The sequence below is a fragment of the Paenibacillus sp. cl130 genome, assembly GCF_900116035.1.
GTDB classification, from domain to species: Bacteria; Bacillota; Bacilli; order Paenibacillales; family Paenibacillaceae; genus Paenibacillus; species Paenibacillus polymyxa_B.
The window spans coordinates 112,576-136,690 of sequence record NZ_FOYG01000006.1 but is presented as its reverse complement, the minus strand read 5'-3'; the positions used below and the strand labels follow the sequence as shown (position 1 = coordinate 136,690).

At 48.0% G+C, this 24,115-nt stretch carries 24 protein-coding genes and 1 tRNA gene; 17 read left to right on the top strand and 8 right to left on the bottom strand.

Going from position 1 to position 24,115, the window contains the following annotated elements:
* Positions 1-41 precede the first annotated feature (41 nt).
* The gene (locus tag BM358_RS17365; RefSeq protein ID WP_028541518.1) at positions 42-2,021 is read right to left on the bottom strand and encodes a methyl-accepting chemotaxis protein; all 1,980 of its coding nucleotides are present in this window, start codon (positions 2,019-2,021) and stop codon (positions 42-44) included.
* 164 nt (positions 2,022-2,185) lie between these two features.
* Between BM358_RS17365 and BM358_RS17360 the strand changes: the two genes are divergently transcribed.
* A complete protein-coding gene (locus BM358_RS17360; RefSeq protein WP_028541519.1) occupies positions 2,186-2,602 on the top strand; it encodes a hypothetical protein in 417 nt (138 codons plus the stop codon).
* 212 nt (positions 2,603-2,814) lie between these two features.
* On the opposite strand, the gene BM358_RS17355 is transcribed toward BM358_RS17360, so the two are convergent.
* Both BM358_RS17355 and BM358_RS17350 read right to left on the bottom strand, forming a co-directional pair.
* Entirely contained in the window at positions 2,815-3,942 is a 1,128-nt protein-coding gene (locus BM358_RS17355; RefSeq protein WP_028541520.1) for an SGNH/GDSL hydrolase family protein, read from the bottom strand.
* A 257-nt stretch (positions 3,943-4,199) separates the two neighbouring features.
* Positions 4,200-4,913: a GT-D fold domain-containing glycosyltransferase gene (locus BM358_RS17350; RefSeq protein WP_023990040.1), complete on the bottom strand. Its 714-nt coding sequence runs from the start codon at positions 4,911-4,913 to the stop codon at positions 4,200-4,202.
* A gap of 215 nt (positions 4,914-5,128) precedes the next feature.
* On the opposite strand from BM358_RS17350, the gene BM358_RS17345 reads away from it, so the two are divergent.
* The 5 genes from BM358_RS17345 to BM358_RS17325 are packed head-to-tail and all read left to right on the top strand — an operon-like array spanning position 5,129 to position 10,171.
* Positions 5,129-5,836: a glycosyltransferase family A protein gene (locus tag BM358_RS17345; RefSeq protein WP_023990039.1), complete on the top strand. Its 708-nt coding sequence runs from the start codon at positions 5,129-5,131 to the stop codon at positions 5,834-5,836.
* Positions 5,837-5,855: 19 nt separating this feature from the next.
* Positions 5,856-6,836: a polysaccharide biosynthesis protein gene (locus BM358_RS17340; RefSeq protein ID WP_028541521.1), complete on the top strand. Its 981-nt coding sequence runs from the start codon at positions 5,856-5,858 to the stop codon at positions 6,834-6,836.
* 2 nt (positions 6,837-6,838) lie between these two features.
* Positions 6,839-8,188 carry a nucleotide sugar dehydrogenase gene (locus BM358_RS17335; protein WP_028541522.1) on the top strand — a complete coding sequence of 450 codons (1,350 nt, stop codon included), beginning with the start codon at positions 6,839-6,841 and terminating at the stop codon, positions 8,186-8,188.
* On the top strand, positions 8,181-9,056 hold the full coding sequence (locus BM358_RS17330; protein WP_028541523.1) for a class I SAM-dependent methyltransferase: 876 nt from the start codon (positions 8,181-8,183) through the stop codon (positions 9,054-9,056). The genes BM358_RS17335 and BM358_RS17330 overlap by 8 nt, the downstream gene beginning before the upstream one ends.
* On the top strand, positions 9,053-10,171 hold the full coding sequence (locus BM358_RS17325; protein WP_028541524.1) for a glycosyltransferase family 2 protein: 1,119 nt from the start codon (positions 9,053-9,055) through the stop codon (positions 10,169-10,171). Before BM358_RS17330 ends, BM358_RS17325 begins: the two co-directional genes overlap by 4 nt.
* Here BM358_RS17325 and BM358_RS17320 read toward each other — a convergent pair.
* Entirely contained in the window at positions 10,163-11,041 is an 879-nt protein-coding gene (locus BM358_RS17320; RefSeq protein ID WP_028541525.1) for a DUF72 domain-containing protein, read from the bottom strand. The genes BM358_RS17325 and BM358_RS17320 overlap by 9 nt on opposite strands.
* Positions 11,042-11,300: 259 nt before the next feature.
* Between BM358_RS17320 and BM358_RS17315 the strand changes: the two genes are divergently transcribed.
* The 5 genes from BM358_RS17315 to BM358_RS17295 all read left to right on the top strand — a co-directional run bounded on the left by BM358_RS17315 (position 11,301) and on the right by BM358_RS17295 (position 15,585).
* Positions 11,301-12,086 carry a class I SAM-dependent methyltransferase gene (locus BM358_RS17315; protein ID WP_028541526.1) on the top strand — a complete coding sequence of 262 codons (786 nt, stop codon included), beginning with the start codon at positions 11,301-11,303 and terminating at the stop codon, positions 12,084-12,086.
* A gap of 23 nt (positions 12,087-12,109) precedes the next feature.
* Positions 12,110-13,120 (top strand): MBL fold metallo-hydrolase, encoded by a 1,011-nt coding sequence (locus BM358_RS17310; RefSeq protein ID WP_028541527.1) that lies wholly within the window; start codon positions 12,110-12,112, stop codon positions 13,118-13,120.
* A gap of 75 nt (positions 13,121-13,195) precedes the next feature.
* Positions 13,196-13,831, top strand: coding sequence for an NAD(P)-dependent oxidoreductase (locus BM358_RS17305; RefSeq protein ID WP_028541528.1), 636 nt, complete (start codon positions 13,196-13,198; stop codon positions 13,829-13,831).
* Between the two features lie 218 nt (positions 13,832-14,049).
* Entirely contained in the window at positions 14,050-14,688 is a 639-nt protein-coding gene (locus BM358_RS17300) for a TetR/AcrR family transcriptional regulator (protein ID WP_028541529.1), read from the top strand.
* A 105-nt stretch (positions 14,689-14,793) separates the two neighbouring features.
* Positions 14,794-15,585: an SDR family NAD(P)-dependent oxidoreductase gene (locus BM358_RS17295; RefSeq protein ID WP_028541530.1), complete on the top strand. Its 792-nt coding sequence runs from the start codon at positions 14,794-14,796 to the stop codon at positions 15,583-15,585.
* 127 nt (positions 15,586-15,712) lie between these two features.
* Here BM358_RS17295 and BM358_RS17290 read toward each other — a convergent pair whose 3' ends face one another.
* Both BM358_RS17290 and BM358_RS17285 read right to left on the bottom strand, forming a co-directional pair.
* Entirely contained in the window at positions 15,713-16,165 is a 453-nt protein-coding gene (locus BM358_RS17290; RefSeq protein ID WP_028541531.1) for a GNAT family N-acetyltransferase, read from the bottom strand.
* Between the two features lie 57 nt (positions 16,166-16,222).
* Positions 16,223-16,780, bottom strand: a complete 558-nt coding sequence (locus BM358_RS17285) for a phosphatidylglycerophosphatase A family protein (RefSeq protein ID WP_023990028.1) — start codon at positions 16,778-16,780, stop codon at positions 16,223-16,225.
* A 152-nt stretch (positions 16,781-16,932) separates the two neighbouring features.
* Here BM358_RS17285 and BM358_RS17280 point away from each other — a divergent pair, with 152 nt between their 5' ends.
* The 3 genes from BM358_RS17280 (at position 16,933) to BM358_RS17270 (ending at position 19,477) form a co-directional block, all read left to right on the top strand.
* On the top strand, positions 16,933-17,991 hold the full coding sequence (locus tag BM358_RS17280; protein ID WP_023990027.1) for a GerMN domain-containing protein: 1,059 nt from the start codon (positions 16,933-16,935) through the stop codon (positions 17,989-17,991).
* Between the two features lie 92 nt (positions 17,992-18,083).
* A complete protein-coding gene (gene rph / locus BM358_RS17275) occupies positions 18,084-18,845 on the top strand; it encodes a ribonuclease PH (protein ID WP_013311675.1) in 762 nt (253 codons plus the stop codon).
* Positions 18,845-19,477: an XTP/dITP diphosphatase gene (locus tag BM358_RS17270; RefSeq protein WP_013311674.1), complete on the top strand. Its 633-nt coding sequence runs from the start codon at positions 18,845-18,847 to the stop codon at positions 19,475-19,477. Before rph ends, BM358_RS17270 begins: the two co-directional genes overlap by 1 nt.
* 170 nt (positions 19,478-19,647) lie before the next feature.
* Here the strand turns inward: BM358_RS17270 and asnB are convergent, their stop codons facing one another.
* Positions 19,648-21,492: an asparagine synthase (glutamine-hydrolyzing) gene (gene asnB / locus BM358_RS17265; RefSeq protein ID WP_028541532.1), complete on the bottom strand. Its 1,845-nt coding sequence runs from the start codon at positions 21,490-21,492 to the stop codon at positions 19,648-19,650.
* A 163-nt stretch (positions 21,493-21,655) separates the two neighbouring features.
* On the opposite strand from asnB, the gene BM358_RS17260 reads away from it, so the two are divergent.
* A complete protein-coding gene (locus BM358_RS17260; protein ID WP_028541533.1) occupies positions 21,656-22,015 on the top strand; it encodes a hypothetical protein in 360 nt (119 codons plus the stop codon).
* A gap of 319 nt (positions 22,016-22,334) precedes the next feature.
* On the opposite strand, the gene BM358_RS17255 is transcribed toward BM358_RS17260, so the two are convergent.
* A complete protein-coding gene (locus BM358_RS17255) occupies positions 22,335-22,628 on the bottom strand; it encodes a magnetosome magnetite crystal formation protein family (protein WP_016324668.1) in 294 nt (97 codons plus the stop codon).
* 174 nt (positions 22,629-22,802) lie between these two features.
* Here BM358_RS17255 and BM358_RS17250 point away from each other — a divergent pair.
* Positions 22,803-22,876 (top strand) — tRNA-Arg (locus BM358_RS17250).
* A 502-nt stretch (positions 22,877-23,378) separates the two neighbouring features.
* Positions 23,379-23,975: an IS4 family transposase gene (locus BM358_RS17240; protein WP_371263095.1), complete on the top strand. Its 597-nt coding sequence runs from the start codon at positions 23,379-23,381 to the stop codon at positions 23,973-23,975.
* The last annotated feature ends 140 nt before the right edge of the window (positions 23,976-24,115 follow it).

The window sequence follows — 24,115 nt, the reverse complement described above, 5'->3', positions numbered from 1 at the left end:
CATTGTGAAGACTCTTTCTCTGTATTTATCGGTTGGAACGGTTATTTTGTTTCATCTAATTGGAATTGTGTCAGTAAATCTTGAAGCTGCTCCGCCAGACGGGTCAAATCTGCGGCAGACGAACCGATCTCTTCCATGGAGGCGAGCTGCTCCTCTGCGGCTGCGGACACGGTCTCCGTATGGGATGCCGCTTCTTCAGCGATGCGTGTAATTTCCTCCATGCTGCTGACGACTGAACTCGTTCCATCTGCGACTCCAGCGGTAGAAGCTGCGACGTTATCGAGCTGCTTCGCTGATTTGGCTACCGCTCTACGGATGCGAGAGAAGGAGCGACCGGATAGGTCAATGGAATTAATACCATCACTTACGCGTTCCTTGGCGGATTCCATAGCGATCAGGGCTTCAGATACACCGCTCTGTATCCCTTGAATCTGTTCACGAATTTGTTGTGCGGAATAAGCTGAGTTTTCAGCCAGCTTGCGGACCTCTGTCGCCACGACAGCAAAACCTTTGCCATGCTCCCCTGCGCGTGCTGCTTCAATAGAAGCGTTCAATGCGAGCAGATTAGTCTGGCTGGCGATTTCCGTAATGACGGTGACAATCGTTCCGATTCGTCCAGAGCGGTCACTCAAAGCACTGATGATGGTATCCAGTTCTTCCACGGTAGTGCGAATGCCATCAATGGAAACGACGCTGTTGCCGATATGCTCGCTGCCTGCATCCGACGCCTGAATGGCCTGTGCGGAGTAAGTGGTCATTTCAGCCATGGTTTCGGTCATAGCGGTAATGTCTGTTGCCATGCCGCTAACCCGTGTCTGATTAGCTTTAGCGCTGCCCACTTGGCGTTCGCTGCCTGCAGCCACATCTTGAATGGCTATGGTCACATGCTCAATGGCACGGGTCGTTTGTTCTGCACCTGCTGCAAGCTCTTGCGAGGATGCCGACAAATTGCCTGTCATCGCTTGAATTTCTTTAATCATGTTACGCAGGTTATCTACCATTTGTTGAAAATATCTTGATAATTCACCAATTTCATCTGTACTGGTCGTAGCCACGTTTATCGAAAGATTACCTTGGCTGATGGCATCCATAGAATTACGTAATCTTTGGATGGGCTTAAGTATACTGCTGATTAGCCACATTGCGAGCACACCAATGATGATGGCTGCAATCACCAACACGATGATCGTCGTGATAAGAATCGGTTGGGCGGAGGCACTGGTTTCTGCTTTGTCCATCGTTCCAGCAATTCTCCAGCCTGTCAGCGTATTGGTTTTGAAAATCAGGTGTTTATCTACGCCATTAATATCGTAACTAAAGCTACCTTCTTTGGAGGCAAATAATTCAGGTATCGTTTCCCCCATTTTGGTACTTCCGCTGACTTCTGTCGGGTGGGTAACGATACGTTTGGTACCATCTAATATCATAATATAGCCATTTTGTCCGATTTTTAAATTTGTGATTTCTTTTAAATTATTTAGGTTCAGCGAAAGACCGAGAACACCACTGTTGTCAGGAAGTGTACGTGAAATATATACAACGGGGACCTTAGCCGTATTGAGTCCGACAGGGCTGATTACGGTTTGTCCGGGTTTCTCCATGGCCTGTTTGTACCACGGACGTTCACGAGGGTCGTTTGTGGAGCCTACGGCTTTGCCAATAATGAGTTTTCCTTCGGGAGTTCCTACAAACATATCAACAGCTTCCGCATGCATTTTTAAATACACTTGTAACCTTTTCAGGATGTCTTCATCTGCTTCGGCACTGTTATCACTAGCCGTCATCGTCGTAGAGTAATATTCGAGATCAGCGATTTTGGCTTGAATCGTTTGAGTAACTGCACGATCGGATGCGGTAACGCTAGTTGTCGCACTATCGAGTAATTGGCGGTCCGTCTGTTTATATGCTGCTTGATAAGAAAAAGAACTTACAATAATGCTTGGAACAAGCATGACCAGTAGAAATGCTGCTGTCAATTTCTTGCGTAGTGTTAATGTTTTGAGTCGTCTCAGTTGTTTCATCAAACCCCTGCTTTCTATCTACATATTCATTTCTAATATTTATACCATATGTATTTACTATCGGTTATTTTGAGCTGAATTGATAGATTTATTACTAATTTGTCCAATACGCTAAAGAATTTCTTGCATAGCATGGAGTATCTTGCAATTTGGAGGGATAAGGTATGGGTTTTTTTCTGGATATGAGAAGCTCCACCAATTCATCAAAAACAGGTGAGGGTCCCGATATACAGCTGGGTCCTATACCGGAGCGGTTCGGTTTGATCACCCTGCGAACCTTTCTTGTGCCAGGTCCGATTGTGACTTTTAGCGGTTCCATTGGTCTGCTCGGTGAGCTTGGCGATACGTATGCGGTTGAAATCGTGCGTGGAGCCGACTATGATCCGAGTGAGGTAGTCTACCGCGCCGAGGGGGTACTGGGCGTGACTGGTTCTAATGAAACGCAAGCTTTTAATGCACAGGATCTGTCTGCTCCCTGGGCAATACAAACAGTATATTCTTCTTATATTTCTGGTGTATCGACCACTGTTCGTAATGGTCCAGAGGTATTCACGGGCATTGCTTCGACTCCGTTTTTGTAAATATATCAGGTGATTATTTCTATAGTAAATGCTCGCTGCCTGTTCGTGGTTCTCCTAGGATAGTCCGCTGCGCTAACTAGCCACGAGCATAGACAGACATCTGCTGCAGACTCGTGGCTATAATTCTCAACAACACCCAGAGCACAAATGACCTAGTTGTTGTAATTTCCTTTATGAGCGTGTTCTACAGAGTTGATTGTGCTTCTCGGATTCTATTTCTTTAGAATCTCTCGCAAATACACTGTCAACTCATCTGCTGCTTTGGCATGGGCGGAGAGCCCGGGATGGCTGCGAGATCCTATCGTTTCTTCCGTCGTGTTAGGCAGTTGGAATACAGACACATTCCGATCCCTCGTTTTTTTCTTGTACGCGTCTACCGCTCGGTAGATTGAGGGCATCATCGGAGTACCCAGCATCCCATAGGCCCACACAATATGGGCAGCAGGATTGCAGGTCCGAAGCTTGACAAGAAAACGTACGATAGCGCTTTCAAAAGATTGTAAATCTTCTTCATTGAATGTGCCGTCCTCGTTCAAGCGTTGCTTGTACACTTTCCCGCTTACTGGGTCCGTCCATGCAGGAGAATAAAAGGCTCCCCCGTCATTAGTCCCCAAATTCACTACGACCACGTCCGGCTGCCATGAGGTAAAATCATGATCTGAAAATGCCCCTAATGTTTCATTTCTCTCACCGGTCAGCACACCACATATCTGCTCATAATATGCCGGTATGTTCGCATGCGGATTATTATCCCAGCTTGTTAGGACACCCCATCCGCTTTGTGATAACACTCGGTAGTCCGCATTCAGTGCTTCGGCTGTTATGGCTGTATAATTGCGTAATGCTGTGAACAGCATGGGAACCCAGTCTGTCTCCTCCTTCGCTCCAATCGTTCCTTCTCCCGAGGTAATGCTGTCACCGATAAATTCCACCTTGAGGGGCTTATCAGTGACTGGCAGCAATTCCCCATCAACCTTCAGGGCATGAATTTGCAACAAGCAGCGCGAGTCCGAACTCATAGGCTGGACATCCTTGACCACACGGACATTTTTGACCGTGTCAGGGTTCAACCCTCTCAAAAGACAGATCCAATGCCGTCCTGCGGTCACCATCAGGCGACTCATCGGAACCCCATTGATGACAATACTGATCCAGGGTTCAAACACCTGGTAATCGGCCTCAATTTCAATCCACAGCTCTGAGCCTTTGATATTCAATTCAATGCCACTGCCTGTCCAAAACAGAGTAAGAGGTGTACGTGTTTGCGTAGTTCGACCATGAACCTTTACATGCTTTGCATTTGTAAGTGGATATGTCTTCAATCTCTTGTTATGTGACATTTCAACATCCTCCTCATAATTTCTAAATGAATGCTAGTTTCTGTAATATTGTAAAAGAAGTGACAGGAAATCTCAAATTCTATTTCTAAACAAGCAAGGGCCCAAGGCTTTATATGGATTATTCTTTTCGATCACGGACTTTAGGAAAATGTATGATAGCAAAAAGCACCAGCAAACTGAAATTTGCTAGTGCTTTTTTGATATACGGAGCAAAGATTACTTGTTAAGTGGATTTTTTCACAAATTATCTTTATTCATTAATTAGCTTTGCCGAACATGACGATATTAATCGCCTTGCCGAAGTCTATACCTACTTTGCCAGTTAGCTCTGCTGTTTTTTGTGCTAACACGACTGCATTGACACCACAAGAGAATAGCGCAATATCAAAGTCATCTTTGTGTGCTGCGATCCATTGGAGTGTTTCAGGCATTTGTTCATATTGATGAAATGCCAGCGTGTGCGCGATATTCAGCCTGTACGGATCGGCCTCAAGAACAGGCTTTACTTCAGCGGCCGTCCGGGTGACCAGCAGAATGCGTCGATTTTTCAGCATGTCCCAGAAAGCGGGTGTCTCAGCCAAATACCGATTCAGACAGGCGTGGCAGGTCAGCGCGGGGGAAAGAGCATAGTGAGCAAAGACCTGATCGGTCAGCTCCCGCTTCATATAGGATGGTGCTTTAATAGATTCGTCATCATATGGCAAAATGCCAGCAATGCTAGCTTTGCTCACTGCCTCAGCCACCGCGTCCCGTAGTTCCGTATTCGGTAGAAACAGTCCCTTTTGACCGAGATTGGCTTTGACCGCCCAACGTTCCTGTAATACCTTTTCCATCGGCCAGACGGTGTCCTGCGACAACACCAAATTTTCACCATCCCCAATACGAATGAGCGAAAAGGACTGGTGCTGATCGAGTGCCAGCTTCAATCGTTTCAGTACCTCGTCAATCTCCAGATACCTTGGATTCGTCATAACATGTTACCTCCCTGTCGTTCCTGCTTGTTCAACTTTTCAGATGGAGCAAAAAACTTTGTATTCTATCATATGTCGAAAGCAAAAAGGTTTTTGTATGAACGGCTATTATTTTTGGATTCTACCTATTTTTACAAGATTCGTTGCATCTGTACGTGCCGTTTCAGAGGCGTCTTCATAACTTGAGAGAAGACGGTTGAAAGGGAGGAAGATCAATGAATCGCAAGATTGTAATTGAAATTAATTTTAATAACTATGGGATGAATCCCAACCGCCTGACACGTGAGTGGATCAGCGAGCGACTGGATATATTCAGAACCTTTACGCTGCGTAGTTTACTCAGTCAGACAAATACGGATTTCTTATCTGTCGTCAAGCTGGCGGGCGGATGCAGTGACATTGTGGAAGAGGAACTAGCCCGACATGAGCCCATTCCCGACCACATCCGTTTTGGTACGAGCATCGAAAGTAAACGTCGAATTCATGCGTACATCGAAGGCGCGGACGAACTGCTCATTGCTCGAATAGATTCCGACGATTTATACCACCAGTCATTTGTACAACAGTTACATGATTACAAGTTTCAACCGGAGACGGTTGCGCTGGTGAACCAGATGGGTTACCTGTGGGATGCGGTTGAGGGGCAGATGGCACCGGTGTTTCACCGTTCGCCTTCTTTTTATGTGTTTCGCTATCAAGTGGAGGATTTTCTAAATGATTACCGTGTCGTCATTCCTGGGAAGGGTACGCACGGATATGTAACGGAGCTGCCGCATGAGGTCATTCCACTTCGCAACTATGTGAACGTCATTCATGCCGCAAATACTTCGGTAAAAAAAGTGCCGGCGAAGGATCGGCTATCAGAGATTGAAATGAATGCTGTGCTGGCTGAATTTCTGGGAACAGGCATTGCCAATTCGTAACGGTCAGGAGGAGATTATATTGTTTAAAGGAAAAAAACTGCTAGTGACCGGAGGCACGGGATCTTGGGGGCAACGCCTAACGGCTGAATTGCTGAAGGAGGGACCGGCGGAAATCCGGATATTCTCACGCGGTGAATTTGCACAGATTGCCATGCAGCGGCAATTTCAATCTGATCCTCGCCTGAATTTCATGATTGGAGATATTCGCGACCTTCAGGCATTGCAGGAGGCATGTCGCGGAGTGGACTATGTGTTCCATTTGGCGGCATTAAAGCATGTCCCTGTGTGTGAGAAACAGCCGGAAGAGGCCTTCAAGACGAACGTACACGGTACGGAAAATGTGATCCGGGCCAGCATTGAGCATGGAGTCGCCAAGGTAATTGATGTCTCTACAGACAAGGCGGTAGACCCGGTGAATGTATATGGCATGACGAAGGCGATCGGTGAAAGACTGATGATCCGCGCCAACACTTTAAGTGAGCGTACTCGCTTTGTGTGTATTCGCGGCGGCAACGTGTTGGGGACGAGTGGAAGTGTCGTGCCCCTGTTCAAGCGCCAGATCGCGGAAGGGCAGGAATTAACGCTGACGAGCCCAGATATGACACGCTTCTTCCTCACGCTCGGAGAGGCGATTGGCTTGCTGCTGAAGGCTTCTGTCACGGCAATTGGGGGAGAGACCCTTGTGATGAAAATGAAGGGCTGCAATATTGCAGATCTGGCAGAAGTGATGAAAGAACAGGCGGGACAGCCTGCGTTGAAAGTGAAGGAGATTGGTATACGTGGTGGGGAAAAGCTGCATGAGGTGCTGATTTCGCCCTATGAGGTGCCGCACACGTATCGCTATGATGACCGTTATTTTGTTATTCTTCCCCAGCAAGCAGACGAGCGCTTACTGAGCCAATATGGTGGATTGGAACGAGTGAGCTTCGATCAATATCGCTCGGACGATGAGTTAATGGATCGCGCTGGAATTGCTGAGCTACTGCGAGGCATGGAGTAACGATGAAAGAGGTGGGTATTTTGCAGCTTATGGAAAAAATAACTAAAGGAACTGTAAAGGTTGCGGTAATCGGCCTCGGTTATGTAGGGCTGCCCATGGCAGTGGAAATGGCACAGGCTGGTTATGATGTATATGGTGTAGATTCCGATCCTGTCAAAGTAGCCAAGCTGCTTCAAGGAAAGTCGTACATCATAGACATTGGCGATGATGCATTGGAAGGTCTGATCGGGCAGCAATTGCATCCAGTTACGGATATCAAGGTGCTGGAGCATGCGGATATCGTCGTGATTTGTGTGCCTACGCCGCTGACAGACGGACATCAGCCGGATACGTCCTATATTGAAACGGCTATTGATCAGGCCATACCTCATTTGCGTAGACAAACACTGTTGATTCTGGAAAGCACCACCTATCCGGGAACGACCGAGGAACTGATTCGGCCGGTGATAGAGCAGCGCAGGGGCTGGACGGTAGGTAAGGATTTCTATGTGTGCTTTTCACCAGAACGTGTTGATCCGGGCAGCGTTCATTTTAACATTCGCAACACACCCAAGGTGATCGGCGGTTGCACGCCGGATTGTCTGGCAGCGGGAGTGGGTTTTTATGGCTCCTTTTTGGACCAGATTGTTCCAGTCAGCTCGACAACCGTGGCGGAAGCCGCCAAGCTGTTCGAGAATACGTTCCGTAGTGTCAACATTGGAATGGTCAATGAGCTGACAGCCGCCTGTGAGAAAATTGGCATCAATATATGGGAGGTACTGGATGCAGCGGCAACCAAGCCATTCGGCTATATGCCTTTTTATCCGGGACCTGGCATCGGGGGGCACTGTATCCCGGTTGATCCGCTATACTTGTCATGGAAATCCGAGCAGCATGGTTTTCCACTGGAATTCGTGGACTTGGCAGATCGCATGAATCGGCGTATGCCGCTGTATATTGCGGAGCGAATTGAAGCCATGCTCGCTCATAAAGGTAAAGCCATAAACAAAGCCAAAATCATTCTGGCAGGTGTGGCCTACAAAAAGGACATTGATGATGTTCGGGAATCCCCAGCTCTTGTCCTGTTTGAACATCTAATAAAAATGGGAGCTTCGGTGAGCTTCACCGACCCATATGTATCGAGCTTTAAGCTGAACGGTGAAGCAATCCCATCTCGAACGGCAAATGCTCAGCTATGGGAAAGTGCAGATATCGTAGTCATCACGACAGACCATTCTGTGGTGGATTACCAACAGCTGGTCGACCATGCCCCGCTGGTCTTCGATACACGTAATGCGACCGCACATTGTACAGGTGGACATGTCGTGATCTTGGGGCATCCCGGTGATGGAGGGGGCGCCGCTGTTGGCTAACCGTGATCAGGTAAACGAACGTTATTACGGGCAGATCAATTCGGAGGAATCTCATGAAGCCACCCGCAATAGAATTCACTGGATTTGCCGCCATGTACAGGGGCGTACCGTGCTGGATGTTGGGTGCAGTCAGGGCATAACGTCCATTTTGCTTGGACGGGAAGGCTTTGAGGTAACGGCTATTGATTTGGAAGAGGGCAGCATTTCTTATGCAAAAAAAGAACTTCGTCAGGAATCCGCACCAGTCCGGGGAAGAGTCCACTTTCAGTTAAAGGACATTTCACAATTTGAGCGTCCTCCCGGTGGATTTGATACCATTATTTTAGGGGAGATTTTGGAACATTTTGCGCATCCCGACACCCTGCTGGCTCATGCTTACCGCTTGTTGAATAAAAAGGGAACGCTCGTCTTGTCTGTACCTTATGGATACCATCCTTTCCATGATCACAAGCGGACTTACTATGCTGGGAGCCTCTCCCGTGTGTTGTATCCTTATTTTGATGAAAAAGCGCTGGAGGTACATCACAAATATTTGTGCTTTGCAGGCCGCAAGAAGTCGAAAGAACTGCGTGAGGACAAACCAGAGGCAGCGCATCTGAATGAGTGGATGAAACTGGACGAGGAACAATTTCGATTGGTGGAGCAGCAGCATGTTCGCAAAATGAATCAGCGAAAGGCCGCACTCGACAAGGCGGTACAGCGAATCCGGCATATGGAGGAACAACTTTTGCCGTTGGAAAGGTATGCACGTGTCGAACAGACAGACAAGACGCAGGCTGAAAGGAGAGGTGCATATACTGATGGCGAGTCTACCGGAAAAACGAACGCAGATTCAGCCAAAGGTAAAGGGGATGACGTGAAGTCATGACTGAGCATCCAATGACGACCATCAGCTTGTGCATGATCGTAAAAAATGAGGAGCAGATACTTGCTCGCTGTCTGGATTCGGTCGCAGACCTAATGAATGAAATCATCATTGTGGACACGGGATCGACGGATCAGACGAAGACAATAGCAGCCCGCTATACGGATCGGCTATATACGTTTGAATGGAAGGATGATTTTGCAGCCGCCCGTAATGAATCGTTTGACAAGGCGACGTGTTCCTACATCATGTGGCTGGATGCGGACGATGTGCTGCTGGAGCCGGACCGCGAGCGCCTGCGTGCCTTGAAGCAGCGTTTGTCTATGGATATCGACGCAGTGGTAATGCCACTTCATTTGGCAGAGGGGGAGCAGGGTGAACTGTTGTTCACCTCACGCCGTATCCGTCTCGTGAAGCGTGAGCGACAATATCGCTGGGAGGGACGTCTGCATGAGGATTTGGTGATACCTCAAGGGCAAATCGTTCATTCGGATGTGGCAGTAACTCACCGCCGAATGCAAGACCACACGCTCCGTAACCAACGTATTCTCGCCAGGTGGATCAGCGAAAGCGGCAAGCTGGAGGGGCGTCTGCTGTATTTGCATGCCAATGAATGTTTTGACCGTAAAGAATATGCCGAGGCGGCAGAGGCGTTCAATCATCTGTTGGAGGAGCCGAGCGGCTACCGGGAGGAGCGGATTACCGCTTGTGCGCGCTCGGCGGAATGCTATTTTCACCTCGGGAAGCCGGAGCAACAGCTGGATAGTCTGTTAAGCTCCTTTCGATACGGTGTACCGCAATCAGACTTGTGTTGCATGATCGGTGACTGGTTTTTCACACGAAACGAATGGAGCACTGCCGCATACTGGTATGAAAAGGCATTGGAGCAACAGCATCACCTTCCGGGTATGCGACCTGTTCCGCTGCCATGCTACTCCTGGTTACCTCATGTGCGGCTCAGCCATTGCTATGCCCATGTAGGTAAGCTGGACGCTTCGTATGAGCATAACCAAACCGCTTTACGCTATTTACCTGACGACCCGTATTTACTGGATAATGCACGCAAGCTCAAAAAGGCTATTTCCAACTCCTCACCCTCAGCCCGTTCCTCAAAATAGTTCAAGCTGTTCCGGCCCGTTATCCTCTTCGGGTGGCTTGCGAGGTGGAAAAGGTTCAGGGTTCATGCCAAGCATGGTCATGAGCTGCTTGGCGTTAGCAGCTGCGTCTCCACCTGAGTTGTTGTTGAAAATAACGCACACCTCACGGCTTTGCTGCTCCAGCTCCAGCAATCTGTCTCTCCATTCGGTCAACTCTTGTTCATTGTACCGATACAGATAACGAACCTCCCGCCAATTAGGCGCGGAGCTTTGATTCCAGCCCGATATGTTCCGTCCGTGGAGACGTACGACTGTCAGATTACCATCTGTAGCCAACGGCACAATGGGAACCGACCCCGGTCCTGCCTGCGGCTCGTCGCATACGCTGTGTATCCAGCCTTCTTCACGCATGAATGCCAGCGTTTGTTTCCGAAAATCGGGTGTGAACCAGCTTTGATGTCTGAATTCAAGTACGGATGGGACCTCTCCCATCCTTTTTTTCGTGTCTCGCAGTACAGCGACATTCTCACGTGTACAGTCGAACCAGGGTGGGTACTGAAACAGTACGGCTTTAAGCTTGCCCGCTTCGCGTAGAGGCTGTATAGATGCATGCAGTGCTTCGTACATGGCATCTATTGTTTTGAAGTAAGGCTGCTTGCCGCGGGTATGTCCAGTCATGCCTTGATAGGCTTTGACGAGAAATGAAAAAGAGTCAGGGGTTTCCGCCGCCCAGCGTGCCATACGATCTGTGGGCTGCACCGCATAGAAAGAACTATCCATCTCTACTACCGGAAAATGGCTTCCATAGACGCTTAGTTTTTGGTTAGCTTTGGTGCCCGTTGGATACAAGTCATCGTGATCGCCCCAACCCGTAAGTCCAATTTGAATCATAACTTTGCTGCTCCTTTCTCTTATGAATACTTCTAAAGGCGTTCCCATGAATCATTTTAATGATAAAATGGGGTGGATCATGTACTCTTTATTAAAGCTACTGAAGGTATTATGAAATGGATTCAAATAACGATTATTGTAACATGTTTGTTGTTCAGGATTTTGTAAAACCCTTATTCGTAATGCTTTTGAGTTTCCAGTTTGAAAAAGCTAATATAGTATGTAATAGAGCGAAATGAGTTCATGGAGGAGAAACGATATGGCAGAATGGTACGAGCAAAGCTTTGGGGAAGATTATTTATTGGTATACAAGCATCGCGACTTTCAGGGGGCCTATCAGGAAGTACAAAAAATGATCTCCTGGCTCAAATTACCGCAAGGCTCCAGCGTATTGGATTTATGCTGTGGGATGGGACGTCATTCGCTTGCGCTCGCAGATGCAGGTTATAAGGTGACAGGTGTGGACCTTTCCAATGTGCTGCTGAGAGAGGCTCGTGCAGCTGATTCCGAAGGACGGGTAAGTTGGCATCAAGGGGATATGAGAGAGGTGCCGCTGGATGAAAGCTATGACGCGGTGATGAATTTGTTCACCTCCTTCGGTTATTTTGAAAAGGATGAGGAGCAGCTTAAAGTACTAAAGGAAATATATCGGTTGTTGAAGCCGGGAGGACGCTTTATCATAGATTATTTGAACCCTGCTTACGTAACCGCTCATTTGGTACCGCATTCGTCACGGGAGGATGAAGGAAATTGGATTGAGGAGCATCGGGTCATTGAAGATGGCTTTGTGAAAAAGCAAATTGCGATTCGGTCAGCCGCATCTGTTACGGCCACTGAGGCAGCCTCTGCTCTGGGTACGACTCCTACTGAGGGAGAACCCGCGCGCGTGTATCATGAACGAGTGAAGCTATATCCGTATGAAAAGTTCCGTGGATTGCTAGAGCAAGCCGGACTATCCGTAGAGCAGGTGCACGGAAGCTATAATGAAGATCAATATATCGAAGATGCTTCGCCTCGAATGATTTTTGTCGGCGTGCGGGCTTGAAACAGAAAGGCGGATGGGAAGCCATGAAAATGCCAGAGCTTACACCGTGTGAGCGAATAGACGGAGGCTTTCAGGTCAAAATATCCATGTCCTTTCCGCTGCGCTGGGTGAATAGCTATGTGCTCAAGGGACAGCACGGTTTTACGATTGTAGACCCGGGGCCGCGCAATATGGATACCGAGGCAGAATGGGCGCATGTCTTCCAACAGCTGGGGATGTCCTTTGAGGATATCTCTGACATTGTGGTAACTCATCATCACCCCGATCATTACGGATTGGCGGGCTGGATGCAGCAGCAAAGTCAGGCTCGTGTACATATGTCAGCTCGAAGCCATAAGGAAGCGATGATGATGTGGGACGCTCCAGAATCGACGGTCGCAATGGAGAACAGGCTTCCTAGCTTTTTTGTCCAGCATGGCTTTCCTTTGGAGCAAGTGTCGGCCTTGGAATTACATATACGGCAGGCTTATTTGCAAGTGAATCCACAGCCTGAGATTACCGTTATTCCTACCGGAATGGACGCTCGTCTGGAATGGGCTGGACGCAGTTGGCTGCCCGTCGAGACAGGAGGGCATGCGCCCGGACATGTGTCCTTATATGACCCGAATAGCGGCGTTATCCTCTGCGGTGACGCAGTTTTGCCGCAGATTTCTCCTAATATCAGTCTGCTGCCAGGCAACGATGCCCAGCCGTTGAGGTCTTATGTAGACGGCTTGCAGCGTCTAGGCGAGCTGGAGGTAGCGTGGGCATATCCGGGGCACCGCAATCCGTTTGGTTATTTTCGGGAGCGGACGCAAGCGTTGCTGGCGCATCATGAAGAACGGCTGGATAAATTCCAGCAGCTGATCCAACCGGAGGGCAGCACAGCCTATGAGCTGTGCATTGCCATGTTTGGTGGCAAACTGGGTATTCACCAGCTAAGGTTTGCCATGTCCGAGACGTTGGCTCATCTGGTGGAACTGGTGCGCCGTGAACGGGCCTCTATGTGCGAGACGGACTCAGTCACGCGCTTCCATCCCCTTTGCCGTCAATAGTCACGGAAAGTTACCCAACAAGTGACATGACGAAGCAACATGACAAGCGGCATGCATGCCGGAAAAGAGGATTTTATGAATTTGCTGCTGCTGGGAGCTACCGGACGCGTAGGACGGTATATATTAGAATATGCATTAGCGGACGGTCATGCCGTTACGGTCCTTGTTCGTTCGCCGGACAAGCTGGAGGATTACGCACCCGGATACGGGAACCAGCTGCAAATCGTACAAGGCGATGCCACTAATGCAGAGGACGTAGCACAAGCGCTGAAGGGTGGGGCGACGATTGTGATCAGTGCGCTGAATACGGATGGAACGACTACCTTATCCGCTAATATAGCCCTGCTGATCCGGCTCATGCAGGAGCAGTCCATTTCCCGGCTCATTACGGTAGGAACGGCAGGGATTTTACAAAGCCGGACCGAATCGGACCTGTATCGGTACGAGTCCTCCGAGACCCGGCGACGCAGCACTCGTGCGGCTGAGGAACATCGGCGAGTGTACGAATTGCTGCGTGAATCGGCACTAGACTGGACAATTGTATGTCCAACCTATCTGCCGGATGGAGCGCGGACAGGTATTTATCGCGTGGAAAAAGATTTTTTGCCTGAAGGTGGCTCACAAATTACCACCGCGGATACGGCTGATTTTACCTATCGTCAATGCAAGAGTTACGAATTTATCCGTACACGGGTAGGCATTGCCTACTGATCGTGGAACGCCAAACATAGCTTCATTTTTAAGCATTCAACCAGAGCGCGGTAAGTGTACCTACTCATTGCGTTCTTTTTTATTTGACAAACACTCAGGCTTAGAATACTATGGTTCTTAACAGAAACAATGTTTCCTGAGATCTTATGTAGATCTTAAATTTATTATAGTAGCATCAAGCAACAGTTTTTAATAAGCAAAAGGAAGTGTATTGAATCATGTCCGAGCCATCGCATCCCTATAAAACCTATTCGGAAGTGAAGCTACAGCAGCAGCAATTGCTACGTAAAAATGTCATTGATGCCGCATGTATCCTTCTTGCGGAAGAAGGGCCAGAGGCCGTGACCGTGCGACGAGTTGCCCAGAAATTAAGCTGTTCCACCAAGATCATTTACAGTATTTTTGGCAGTAAGGATGGTCTTGCCAATGCGATGTACTTGGATGGATGTCGGCTATTGGCTGAATCCTTCCAGCAAGTACCTGTTACCGAAAGCGTACTCGCTGATCTTGAAGCTCTATGCTGGGCGTACTGGGAATTTGCGCAGCTTCATTCAGCCTATTACAAAATGATGTTTGGCGGGGCATTATCTGATTTCAAGCCGGATGAACAGAGCTTGGAGGGTACCACAACGGCCCTGTCTCAAATCCTGCAAACCGTCATACACGCTATGGAGCAGGGAGCATTGAAAGAACATGATCCGCTGCTGGTTGTCCGGATGTTTTGGTCTGCTTTACATGGAGTCATACATCTTCAGTTTGCAGGTCATTTTTCAGATGTAGATATGGCTCAAGGAGTGTATGCATTTACACTGAAGAATGCGCTCGTAGCATTTAAAACATCCTCATCTCCATCGTAAATATGAAGTGTACTGAGGTCGTCATAGTAGATGACTTCAGTTCATTATAGAGTAGTGGTAACAATGTTTTTAAAATAAAACAACGATACTTTGGAGGTTGTCATCATGTTTATGTACGCAAATAAAATAGCTCTGATCACAGGGGCTTCATCCGGTATTGGCGAGGCCTTTGCCTATTCGCTCGCAGCTAAGAAATGTAATCTCATTTTGGTAGCACGCAATGAAACCAAATTAAAGTCACTGGCTAAAGAACTCTCAGCTAAATATAACGTAAAAGCAACGGTGATTGCGTTGGATCTTTCCACACCAGGAGCACCCCAAGCATTGCATCAGGAGGTTCAAAAGCAACAGCTAAAGGTAGATCTCTTGATTAACAACGCGGGTTTTGCCACCTATGGATACTTTGAGCAGGTTTCAGGAGAACGACAGCATGAAGAAGTGATGCTCAATGTGGCTGCTTTAGTCGACATCACACATGCATTTATGCCTGATTTATTGCGTAAGCGGGATGGTGGATTAATCAATGTTTCTTCCACAGCCGCATTTCAGCCTGATCCGTATATGGCCGTATATGGAGCAACCAAAGCATTTGTGCTTTCTTTCACTGAAGCTCTATGGGCCGAAAATCGGAAACGGGGGCTTAAAGTTCTGGCCCTTTGTCCAGGCTCAACGGAAACGCCGTTTTTTGATATTGTTGGCGCAAGTGAAGCGTCAATTGGAACTAGGGAAACTCCCCAAACCGTTGTGAAGAACGCGTTGAGAGCATTTGAAAAGGGGCGTAGTCACATCATTTCCGGTCGCCAGAACTATTGGGTAGCTCAGGTGTCCCGGTTCTTCTCTCGTCAATCCACGCTGGGAATTGTAGAACGTGCACTGCGTCCACAAAATGGATTGTAATTTATGAATAAAGGTAATCTGAGCTTGAAATGTTAGAATACCAATGAATAAGCTGTGAGTTTTATGCACCGGGTCTGATCGTTTATAGCTTGACTTGAATCAGACCCGGTGTTCCTATTTGTATAGATCAAGCGTTAGATCCTAGTTCTAGTCCTCGGGAATATAGTAAAATTCCATCCCGTTTCTCCCAGCCATTAGCTGACCAGAAGCGTTGACCCCCTGCGTTATGCTCCATCACAAACAGATGACATTTATCAATGCCTTCTCTCAGCAAAGCAGATAACGCTTTATCCACCAGTCTGGGCGCGATCCCTTGACCACGATGTGCTGTGGCTACACCCAGATGATACAGAAACCCCCTGCGACTATCGTGACCCGCCAAAATCGTGCCTATGATGCTTCCATCATGCTCACAGACAAAGCTAAGTCCTTCGTTCCGTTGTAAAAAGCGTGCAATCTGCTCCGGTGAGTCGGCCTCGCTTAATCCCAATCCGTCTAAGCCATTCCAAAGGTCAATGGCCTGATCATAATCGTCAGCCTGCATCGTACGGAATGTATATCCTTCAGTTACGTTTGCCATGTCTAGTTCTCCTCTAACCCTGTATATATCTGTTGTATTCCAAGCGTTGTTTGTTATTTAACGTGTTGTATTCGGTGCACTTTCTTCCCCAAGCTCCTGCTCGCGCTCTGCCTGTTTGCGATGGGCGATACGGCTGCTGGCCGAAGCTGCGATAGCGCCCACGATGTCGTCCAGGAACGTATGGATCGGCCCGAGGCTTTTATCATTTAGGCGTTCCAGCACACCGGGTTTGAGTTTATCAACATAACCGTAATTGGTAAATCCAATGCTACCGTACACATTTACGATGGAGAAGGCCAGAATCTCATCCACACCGTATAATCCCTCATCATTCTCAATCATGTCCTGCAATGGGGGAAGAAGAGCGCCTTGTTCAGCAAGGATATCCAGTTGGATGCCCGTGAGCACGGCATTTTGAACCTCGCGCTTCATCAGTACCTTGTCCACATTCTCCATACATTCTTCCATCGTTAGGGTCGGGTAATATTTTTTTTGTAAAAGCATGACCAGTTCTGCAATTTCAGTCAGGTTCACACCACGCTTGTGCAGCAACTCGCGGGTGGCATCGGCTACCTTTTTACTATTCAGGCTGTAAGGTGCTTTTTTCTTGTCCATAAAGTTGAAGTTCCCCTCCTCGTATAGATCCTGATTTCTACTGCAATTATGACCAGTGTGTCCAGTCTGCTGAAAAAGTAGTTATTTTTTACGCGAGGCTCGTATACATATTAGTACAATCTGTACAAAATTGTTAGGGAGGAACTTCACTTATGAATATAAAACACCCATGGCGTATGACCTCTGTAGCTGGACTGCTATCCCTACCCCTGTTGTTGTCGGGCTGCAGCCTTTTCGGCAACGAATCGGCATCCATTGACCCCCCGCCGTCCACGACAGAGCAGTCGATGATTAAGGCTGTAACGGGAAAAGCACCCGCCAGTACGGGGCAACTGAGGGCTGTTTTTTTGCAAGATCATAACGGTTTGCTGGCTCCGGTATCTTTACCGATTGCTACAGGTGATGTGCAGGCAGATGCCAAGTCAGCGCTGGAAACATTAGTTGAGGGCGGGCCATATGCTGGATTATTACCAGAGGGATTTAAAGGGGTAATACCCCAGGGTACAGAAGTGAAAAGTGTGACGGTGGACAAGAACAACAAGCTGGCTGTTGTCGAGTTCAATAAATCTTTCGCGAACTATAAGCCACAGGAAGAACGAAAATTAATGGAGAGTTTGACCTGGACCCTGACCGACCGTCCCGATATTGAGAGCGTACAGATCTGGGTGGATGGCAAAAAACTGAACGAAATGCCTGTTGGCGGCACACCGCTGGATCATCCGTTGACGCGTGCAGTAGGTATTAATTTGGAGATTGGTCATGGCGTAACACCCCTGGATTCCAGTCCAGTCACCGTGTATTTCTCTTCATCTTCTCCTGCTGGAGTTCAATACTACGTACCTGTAACACGGTTGGTCAGCCCTGAAAAAGATCGTGTCCAGTCAGCGCTGCATCAATTGATTCAAGGACCGCAGACCAAAGATGGGTTACAAGAAGTGATGACAGGGGAGACGGCGCTGAAATCGGTAGAACGCTCCAAAGACAACGTAATTACGGTATCTCTTTCAGATGATATGTTTGCTAAGGGAGAAGCCGTGCCTGCTGAATTTTTGGAATCGGTTGTGCTGACAGCGGCAGACAATTCAGATGATGCGGTCAAAACAAAAATTCGGATTGAACTAAATGGTGAAAAAAGCGTGATTGGACAAAATAATCAAAATTATGGAGAGCCTGTAGCCAAGCCGCAACATATTAACGAAATCCCTCTTTAAGGGCGGGAATCGTCCTTGGGGTGCTTTTGCCTGCACACTTTGGTAAAATAAACATATAAGAACAGGTTGCATACGACGTAGGAGGAAAAAGCATGAGTAGATCTAACGGACGAAACGGTGATGAGCTGCGCCCGATGAAATTGACAGCAGGAGTAAATAAATACGCGGAGGGCTCTGTTTTTATAGAGGTTGGCGAGACGAAAGTCATTTGCACGGCTACTGTAGAAGAACGCGTACCACCCTTTATGAAGGGACAAGGAAAAGGCTGGGTAACCGCAGAGTATTCCATGCTTCCGCGTGCGACTCATAGCCGTAATCAGCGTGAAGCAGCGCGTGGCAAGCTGACAGGCCGTACCATGGAAATTCAGCGTCTGATTGGAAGAGCGTTGCGTTCGGTGGTCAATTTGCAGGCGCTTGGTGAACGGACGATTACGTTGGATTGTGACGTCATTCAGGCGGACGGCGGAACACGCACAACCTCAATTACCGGTTCTTTCGTAGCGTTGGCGATTGCGGTCAATAAAATTGCCACCCAGCACAAGCTGCCTGTTTTTCCAATTACCGATTTCCTGGCTTCCGTCAGCGTAGGGGTTGTTGGTGAAAAAGCATTGCTGGATCTGAACTATGAAGAGGATTCCAAGGCCAAAGTGGACATGAATCTTGTCATGACTGGCAGCGGAAAATATGTTGAGCTGCAAGGTACAGGTGAAGAAAGCCCATTTGACCGTAACGAATTGGATCAACTGCTTAGCTTGGGCGAACAAGGGATTCTGCAAATGATTGAGCGCCAAAAAGAAGTGCTTGGACCGATTGCTGATAAGATCGGTGCTGGACGTACAGGAGCTGGCGCCTAATGCGGCTGGATGGCCCGGTCGTCATTGTCGCTACGAAAAATAAAGGAAAGGTGCGGGAATTTGCCCATGCTTTTGCGCCGTTTGGCAAGGAAGTCAGAAGCATGTACGATTATCCCGACATTCCTGATGTCGTTGAAGATGGAAAAACCTTTGCCGAAAATGCACTGAAAAAAGCTAAAGCGGTTGGAGATGTGCTCGGATTGCCCGTGCTGGCCGATGATTCCGGCCTCTGCGTGGACTTGCTGGACGGTGCGCCGGGGGTATACTCTGCCCGTTATGCTGGAGAAGGTGCCAGCGATCACGAAAACAATATTAAGCTGCTCGACGTTCTGGAATCGAAGCAGCTGGGTGATGATACGGGACAGCCTTTGCTAAGCCCGGCTCAATTCGTCTGTACCTTGATCCTATATAATCCGCAGACTGGCGAGACGTTGGAATCGACAGGCTCCGTGGAAGGCTGGATTACTACTGAAACCGCCGGCAGCGGCGGGTTTGGGTATGATCCGCTGTTTTATTTGCCAGAGTTTGAAAAGACAATGGCCGAGCTGACGTTGGAACAAAAGCAGGCTATCAGTCACCGAGGGATAGCTCTGCGTGATTTGGCAACAAAGCTGGGTAATCCACAGGCATAGCTTGGTAACAGGGGAGAAATCATCCCCCCATTCACATAACGAAAAAAAAGGCTATCCATCAGTCATGAGCTGCGGATAGCCTTTTTGGTACTTTCTGTTCCCCATATAGTACACAGCGAAAAATTGCCGCTGCCGCTTAGAAGCTCTATTGCTCCAACATTCAGTGTAGCTTATCGAATAGCTACCTTGTAAGTGCGCAACCAGTTATCCACTTGAGCCAAGTAGGCAAACAACTGGGGACCCGACATCAGCTGACCAAACCAAGGCAGATTGGTGGATGCCTCCGGTGAGGCGGCAATATCGCGTACCTTTTGCGCATCGATCAGCTTGAGCAGTGGGGAAGAGGAATCATCCAGCAGCTGCAACGCCTGCTTTTTCACAGCCTCAAGATAGGAAGGGTTATGCGTTTTGGGATATGGGCTTTTTTTGCGATACAGCACATCATCCGGCAATACGCCCTCCAGCGCCTTGCGCAAAATACCTTTTTCACGTCCGCCTGTCATCTTGATACTCCACGGAATGTTCCATACATATTGTACCAATCGATGATCGCAATACGGCACCCGCACTTCGAGTCCGGCTCCCATACTCATCCGATCCTTGCGATCCAGTAGAGTAGGCATAAAGCGGGTGATGTTCAAATAGGACATGACGCGCATTTGCGCAGCTTTTCCTGTTTCCCCCGGTAGCTTCGGCACTTCTCCTACCGCGTCTGAGTAGCGATCGTTCAAATACTCCAGCGGCTTGATCCAGTCCCGTACCTCGGGAGACAACAGACTGGCTCTCATATCGGGTGCAACTGCCCACGGGAATGTACCTGAATTCAGCATATCTTCCCGGTGGAACCAAGGATATCCGCCAAAAACTTCATCCGCAGCCTCGCCGGAAATAGCGACCGTGGCTCCTTTTTTAATCTCCCGGCAAAAGAGATACAGCGACGAATCCACGTCCGCCATGCCGGGTAAATCCCGCGTTAGTGTGGAGTTGTTCAGAGCTGCTACGACTTCTGGTGTATCGAATTCAATCCAGTGATGATTTGTCCCTAATTCATCCACCATCCGCTGAATCCAGGGGGCATCGGCTCCGGGTTGAAACGCATGGGCTTTAAAATGCTTGTCGTTATCCACATAATCCACCGAATACGTATGAACTTGTCCTTGCCCGGTACGGTTGTAATAATCGACAGCTAATGCGGATAGAGCGCTTGAATCCAGCCCGCCAGACAATAAGGTGCACACTGGAACATCCGAAATGAGCTGCCGCTCCACCGTATCCAGCAACAGTTCTCGTACCTTGAGCGCCGTTTCTTCGGTGTTATCCTCATGCGCAATGCTTTCCAACTTCCAGTAGGCTTGAATGCGCACGCCGTCGCGGGTGTAGGTTAGCGTATGCCCGGGACGTAGCTCCTTCATGGACGAATAGACGCCGTGTCCGGGGGTACGTGCAGGCCCAATGATAAAAATTTCGGCCAATCCCTCGGCGTCCACTGCTGCTTCTACTGCTGGATGCTGAAGCAGTGCTTTGGGTTCTGAGCCAAATACGAATACTTCTTCGGTCTGGCTATAAAATAACGGCTTCACTCCCAGCCGATCCCGTGCCAGAAATACCTGCTCCCGCTCGCTATCCCAGACCGCAAACGCAAAAATGCCGTTTAACCGATCCACACATTCAGGGCCCCATTCGATATAGGATTCGAGCAGCACCTCCGTGTCGCATTGTGTACGGAAAAAATGCCCGCGCTGTTGCAGCTCTTTTTTCAGCTCAGGCGCGTTATATATTTCCCCGTTATATACAATCGTATAAGTGATATCCTCCAGCTGCCGGATCATGGGCTGAGCGCCATTTTCCGGGTCCATTACGCTCAGTCTTCGGTGTCCGAAGGCACACGGGTTGGATATCCAGGTACCCGCAGCATCCGGTCCGCGATCGGAGAGCGTTTGTGTCATATTCAGCAGCAGCTCAGATTGATGCATTAAGTCTCCGTTCCACTGTATGAAACCTGTAATTCCGCACATGTCTGTTCATCCTCTCTTTGTCGTGTTCATCCAGTGTTGGAAAGAACCAAAAACTAAATCCCCAGTTCATCAGTATATATGCCGAAAAGAAGCATAAAATGTCTGTCCGTTCCGAAAACTACAGATGGGGAAACCCGTCTACTCGCAAGGAAGGAGGGAGACCATGTACTACATCAAGGATGCCAAAATACGCCGCTTCACTGAACTTGACGGAGTGCGCTGCGCTGAGGTAGAGGTGCGGCCCGGTGCCGCAGATGACCCGGAATTGCTGGTCTATATCACCGCCAGGGATCAGACGGATGGTCAGCATGACTATGACATGGTACGGATCATCCGCAATGACGCCGATCTGGAGCTGGATTGGTACGACAATAATCTGCATTCGGCATTTGAGGAAGTGACAGACAAGGCTTTTACCGACTCTACACACATTACTGCTGGTGAGGAGCGAGAGAAGTTTAAAAAAGAATTGCTCTCCTATGGGCAGCTCAGTACAGAGTTCGCCAAGGAGTTCGGGGCATGAGGATATGGTGTGCTATGCCTCGGCTTTTGTTGATTTGGGCTCCGGCGCCATCGCCGGATCAGCGTGAAAGGAGGGGGAAATCATAGACGGCAAAGCGAAGTATAAGAAAAACAAAGGCAGCAGTTATATTCATAACAATGAGTTCGCGGAAGAAGTGCTGGAGAAAAACGTAAGACATGAAGTACGGAAAAGTCCTAAACGCTTTGGGAATAAATAAGCAGCCATTGAACTAAATAGCAACAGCAACTCATCAAAAATGACCCTAAAGAAGCCTCCGTATCCCGCCAAATTTGCGGTATGCAGGAGGCTTCTTTTTGAACTAAGCCGCTTCACGCAGCGTCATAATCCCTTTGTAGATGTTATAAACAAAAACCCCGAGATAGACCACTACGAATAGCAGTACAAACCCGATCACTGAACCTGCATGATTCGCCGTAATAATAAAATACACTAGCGGAATTGCCGCAATAATGGGGAAAATATGCGATAAAATAGCCTTTTTTGCATGTCCCTGAACATATTCGTCCCGTACTGCAATCCACACAATGACAGGTACTAGAAAAGGTGCGAAGAAAATGCTGAAATAACAAAGTGACGACAAAAGACCTCTCACGGATTAACCCCTCCTTTATGCATGGTTCTTTGTACATAATACCCCGTTAGCGTCCAAATGATTCCTTTTGCAGCCAGCTTCCCTGTATCATAAAAAAATGCTTTTGACAGTTGGCCGAATTGTGATATAATAATCAATGCGCTGAATACATAAGGTTTTATTGATCACCATCTTGTCCCAGTAGCTCAGCTGGATAGAGCAACGGCCTTCTAAGCCGTCGGTCGGGGGTTCGAATCCCTCCTGGGACGTCGAAGCGTTCAGATATGTAAAGTTTGAACGAAATTAAAAATGCTTCAAATCCTTGATATATAAGGGTTTGGGGCGTTTTTTCTTTTATTGGGGTTACGATAGAAAACGTTAGAAAAAGGTGTGATTAATACACCTGTTTACTCAAATTATACACACGATTTTTACACGCTATATAAACGTTCAAAAATGTCTGTTGTTTGTTTTGAATCCTGTTCACGTAGCTCTTTCATAAGGTGGGCATATGTAGAGGTAGTGATATCTAATGAGGCGTGACCAAGCCGCTCCGAAACATACAGTAAACTAATACCTTTATATAGTAGCACGCCTGTTGAATAACCACAAAATGGTAGAAAAAAGATCGTCTTTTCTATAGAATCGTTGGTACCATCCAAACGAATCCGAAAGAAGACGATCTCATGAAAAATTCTATCACGATTACATCTATCCTTCAATCCATGCTGACTCCTGAAGAAGTTCAAGGGGTTGTGAAGTTAATAGGTTATGAAGACAAAGGTGATGGACCGTGCTTATGGGGAACTGGAGCGTCTGGATCACTTCAAAACCCATGGACAATCGTTTGTCATTCGGCTTCGCGACAACGTCCATTTGGAAAAGCCTCATGCGCTACGTCGCCTTACGAAGCCAGATTCATCCGTCATTCGGGATATCACTTGCCAGTTGGGAACCCCTCAGTGTCGTTCCAGACAACGTCATCGTGTGGTGATGTTTCGGGATTTTGAAGGTCGGGAAATTCGGGTGGTTACCGATTTAATGCAGGTGACCGCAGAACAAATCGCACAGATCTATAAGGCTCGATGGCAGATTGAAGTCTTCTTTCGTTGGATCAAGCAACATTTGAATATTCCAACGCTGTTTGGTACGACTGAAAATGCGGTCTATGGGCAATTATTCTGTGCTCTAATCGTCTATGTCCTACTCAATTGGCTATTTGTTGCTGCTCAGACCTCATGGCCCCAACATGCCGTTCTTTCCTTTGCGCGATTTTCTCGTCTATTTCTTCTTCAAAACTTACCTGTTGAATGGCTGATTCAGATTCAGCACGTTCTTCTTCAGTGCACCTCTTGTTTTATGAATTGAGTTACTCAACAGGCGTGGCAGAATCTAAAAGTATCTATAATCATAAAATATTTTTTCCGTTTTTAGATAAGGATTGAGAATACCATTTCAGCTAACTGCGGCTTTAGTTTAATAACAATCTTCCATAAAAGAGCGCGATT

What these genes read in the sequence shown, in the direction of transcription:
- BM358_RS17365 (WP_028541518.1), bottom strand. Translation starts at nt 2,021, where the DNA reads ATGAAACAACTGAGACGACTCAAAACATTAACACTACGCAAGAAATTG.
- BM358_RS17360 (WP_028541519.1), top strand. Translation starts at nt 2,186, where the DNA reads ATGGGTTTTTTTCTGGATATGAGAAGCTCCACCAATTCATCAAAAACA.
- BM358_RS17355 (WP_028541520.1), bottom strand. Translation starts at nt 3,942, where the DNA reads ATGTCACATAACAAGAGATTGAAGACATATCCACTTACAAATGCAAAG.
- BM358_RS17350 (WP_023990040.1), bottom strand. Translation starts at nt 4,913, where the DNA reads ATGACGAATCCAAGGTATCTGGAGATTGACGAGGTACTGAAACGATTG.
- BM358_RS17345 (WP_023990039.1), top strand. Translation starts at nt 5,129, where the DNA reads ATGAATCGCAAGATTGTAATTGAAATTAATTTTAATAACTATGGGATG.
- BM358_RS17335 (WP_028541522.1), top strand. Translation starts at nt 6,839, where the DNA reads ATGAAAGAGGTGGGTATTTTGCAGCTTATGGAAAAAATAACTAAAGGA.
- BM358_RS17325 (WP_028541524.1), top strand. Translation starts at nt 9,053, where the DNA reads ATGACTGAGCATCCAATGACGACCATCAGCTTGTGCATGATCGTAAAA.
- BM358_RS17320 (WP_028541525.1), bottom strand. Translation starts at nt 11,041, where the DNA reads ATGATTCAAATTGGACTTACGGGTTGGGGCGATCACGATGACTTGTAT.
- BM358_RS17315 (WP_028541526.1), top strand. Translation starts at nt 11,301, where the DNA reads ATGGCAGAATGGTACGAGCAAAGCTTTGGGGAAGATTATTTATTGGTA.
- BM358_RS17310 (WP_028541527.1), top strand. Translation starts at nt 12,110, where the DNA reads ATGAAAATGCCAGAGCTTACACCGTGTGAGCGAATAGACGGAGGCTTT.
- BM358_RS17305 (WP_028541528.1), top strand. Translation starts at nt 13,196, where the DNA reads ATGAATTTGCTGCTGCTGGGAGCTACCGGACGCGTAGGACGGTATATA.
- BM358_RS17300 (WP_028541529.1), top strand. Translation starts at nt 14,050, where the DNA reads ATGTCCGAGCCATCGCATCCCTATAAAACCTATTCGGAAGTGAAGCTA.
- BM358_RS17295 (WP_028541530.1), top strand. Translation starts at nt 14,794, where the DNA reads ATGTTTATGTACGCAAATAAAATAGCTCTGATCACAGGGGCTTCATCC.
- BM358_RS17290 (WP_028541531.1), bottom strand. Translation starts at nt 16,165, where the DNA reads ATGGCAAACGTAACTGAAGGATATACATTCCGTACGATGCAGGCTGAC.
- BM358_RS17285 (WP_023990028.1), bottom strand. Translation starts at nt 16,780, where the DNA reads ATGGACAAGAAAAAAGCACCTTACAGCCTGAATAGTAAAAAGGTAGCC.
- BM358_RS17280 (WP_023990027.1), top strand. Translation starts at nt 16,933, where the DNA reads ATGAATATAAAACACCCATGGCGTATGACCTCTGTAGCTGGACTGCTA.
- rph (WP_013311675.1), top strand. Translation starts at nt 18,084, where the DNA reads ATGAGTAGATCTAACGGACGAAACGGTGATGAGCTGCGCCCGATGAAA.
- BM358_RS17270 (WP_013311674.1), top strand. Translation starts at nt 18,845, where the DNA reads ATGCGGCTGGATGGCCCGGTCGTCATTGTCGCTACGAAAAATAAAGGA.
- asnB (WP_028541532.1), bottom strand. Translation starts at nt 21,492, where the DNA reads ATGTGCGGAATTACAGGTTTCATACAGTGGAACGGAGACTTAATGCAT.
- BM358_RS17260 (WP_028541533.1), top strand. Translation starts at nt 21,656, where the DNA reads ATGTACTACATCAAGGATGCCAAAATACGCCGCTTCACTGAACTTGAC.
- BM358_RS17240 (WP_371263095.1), top strand. Translation starts at nt 23,379, where the DNA reads ATGAAGACAAAGGTGATGGACCGTGCTTATGGGGAACTGGAGCGTCTG.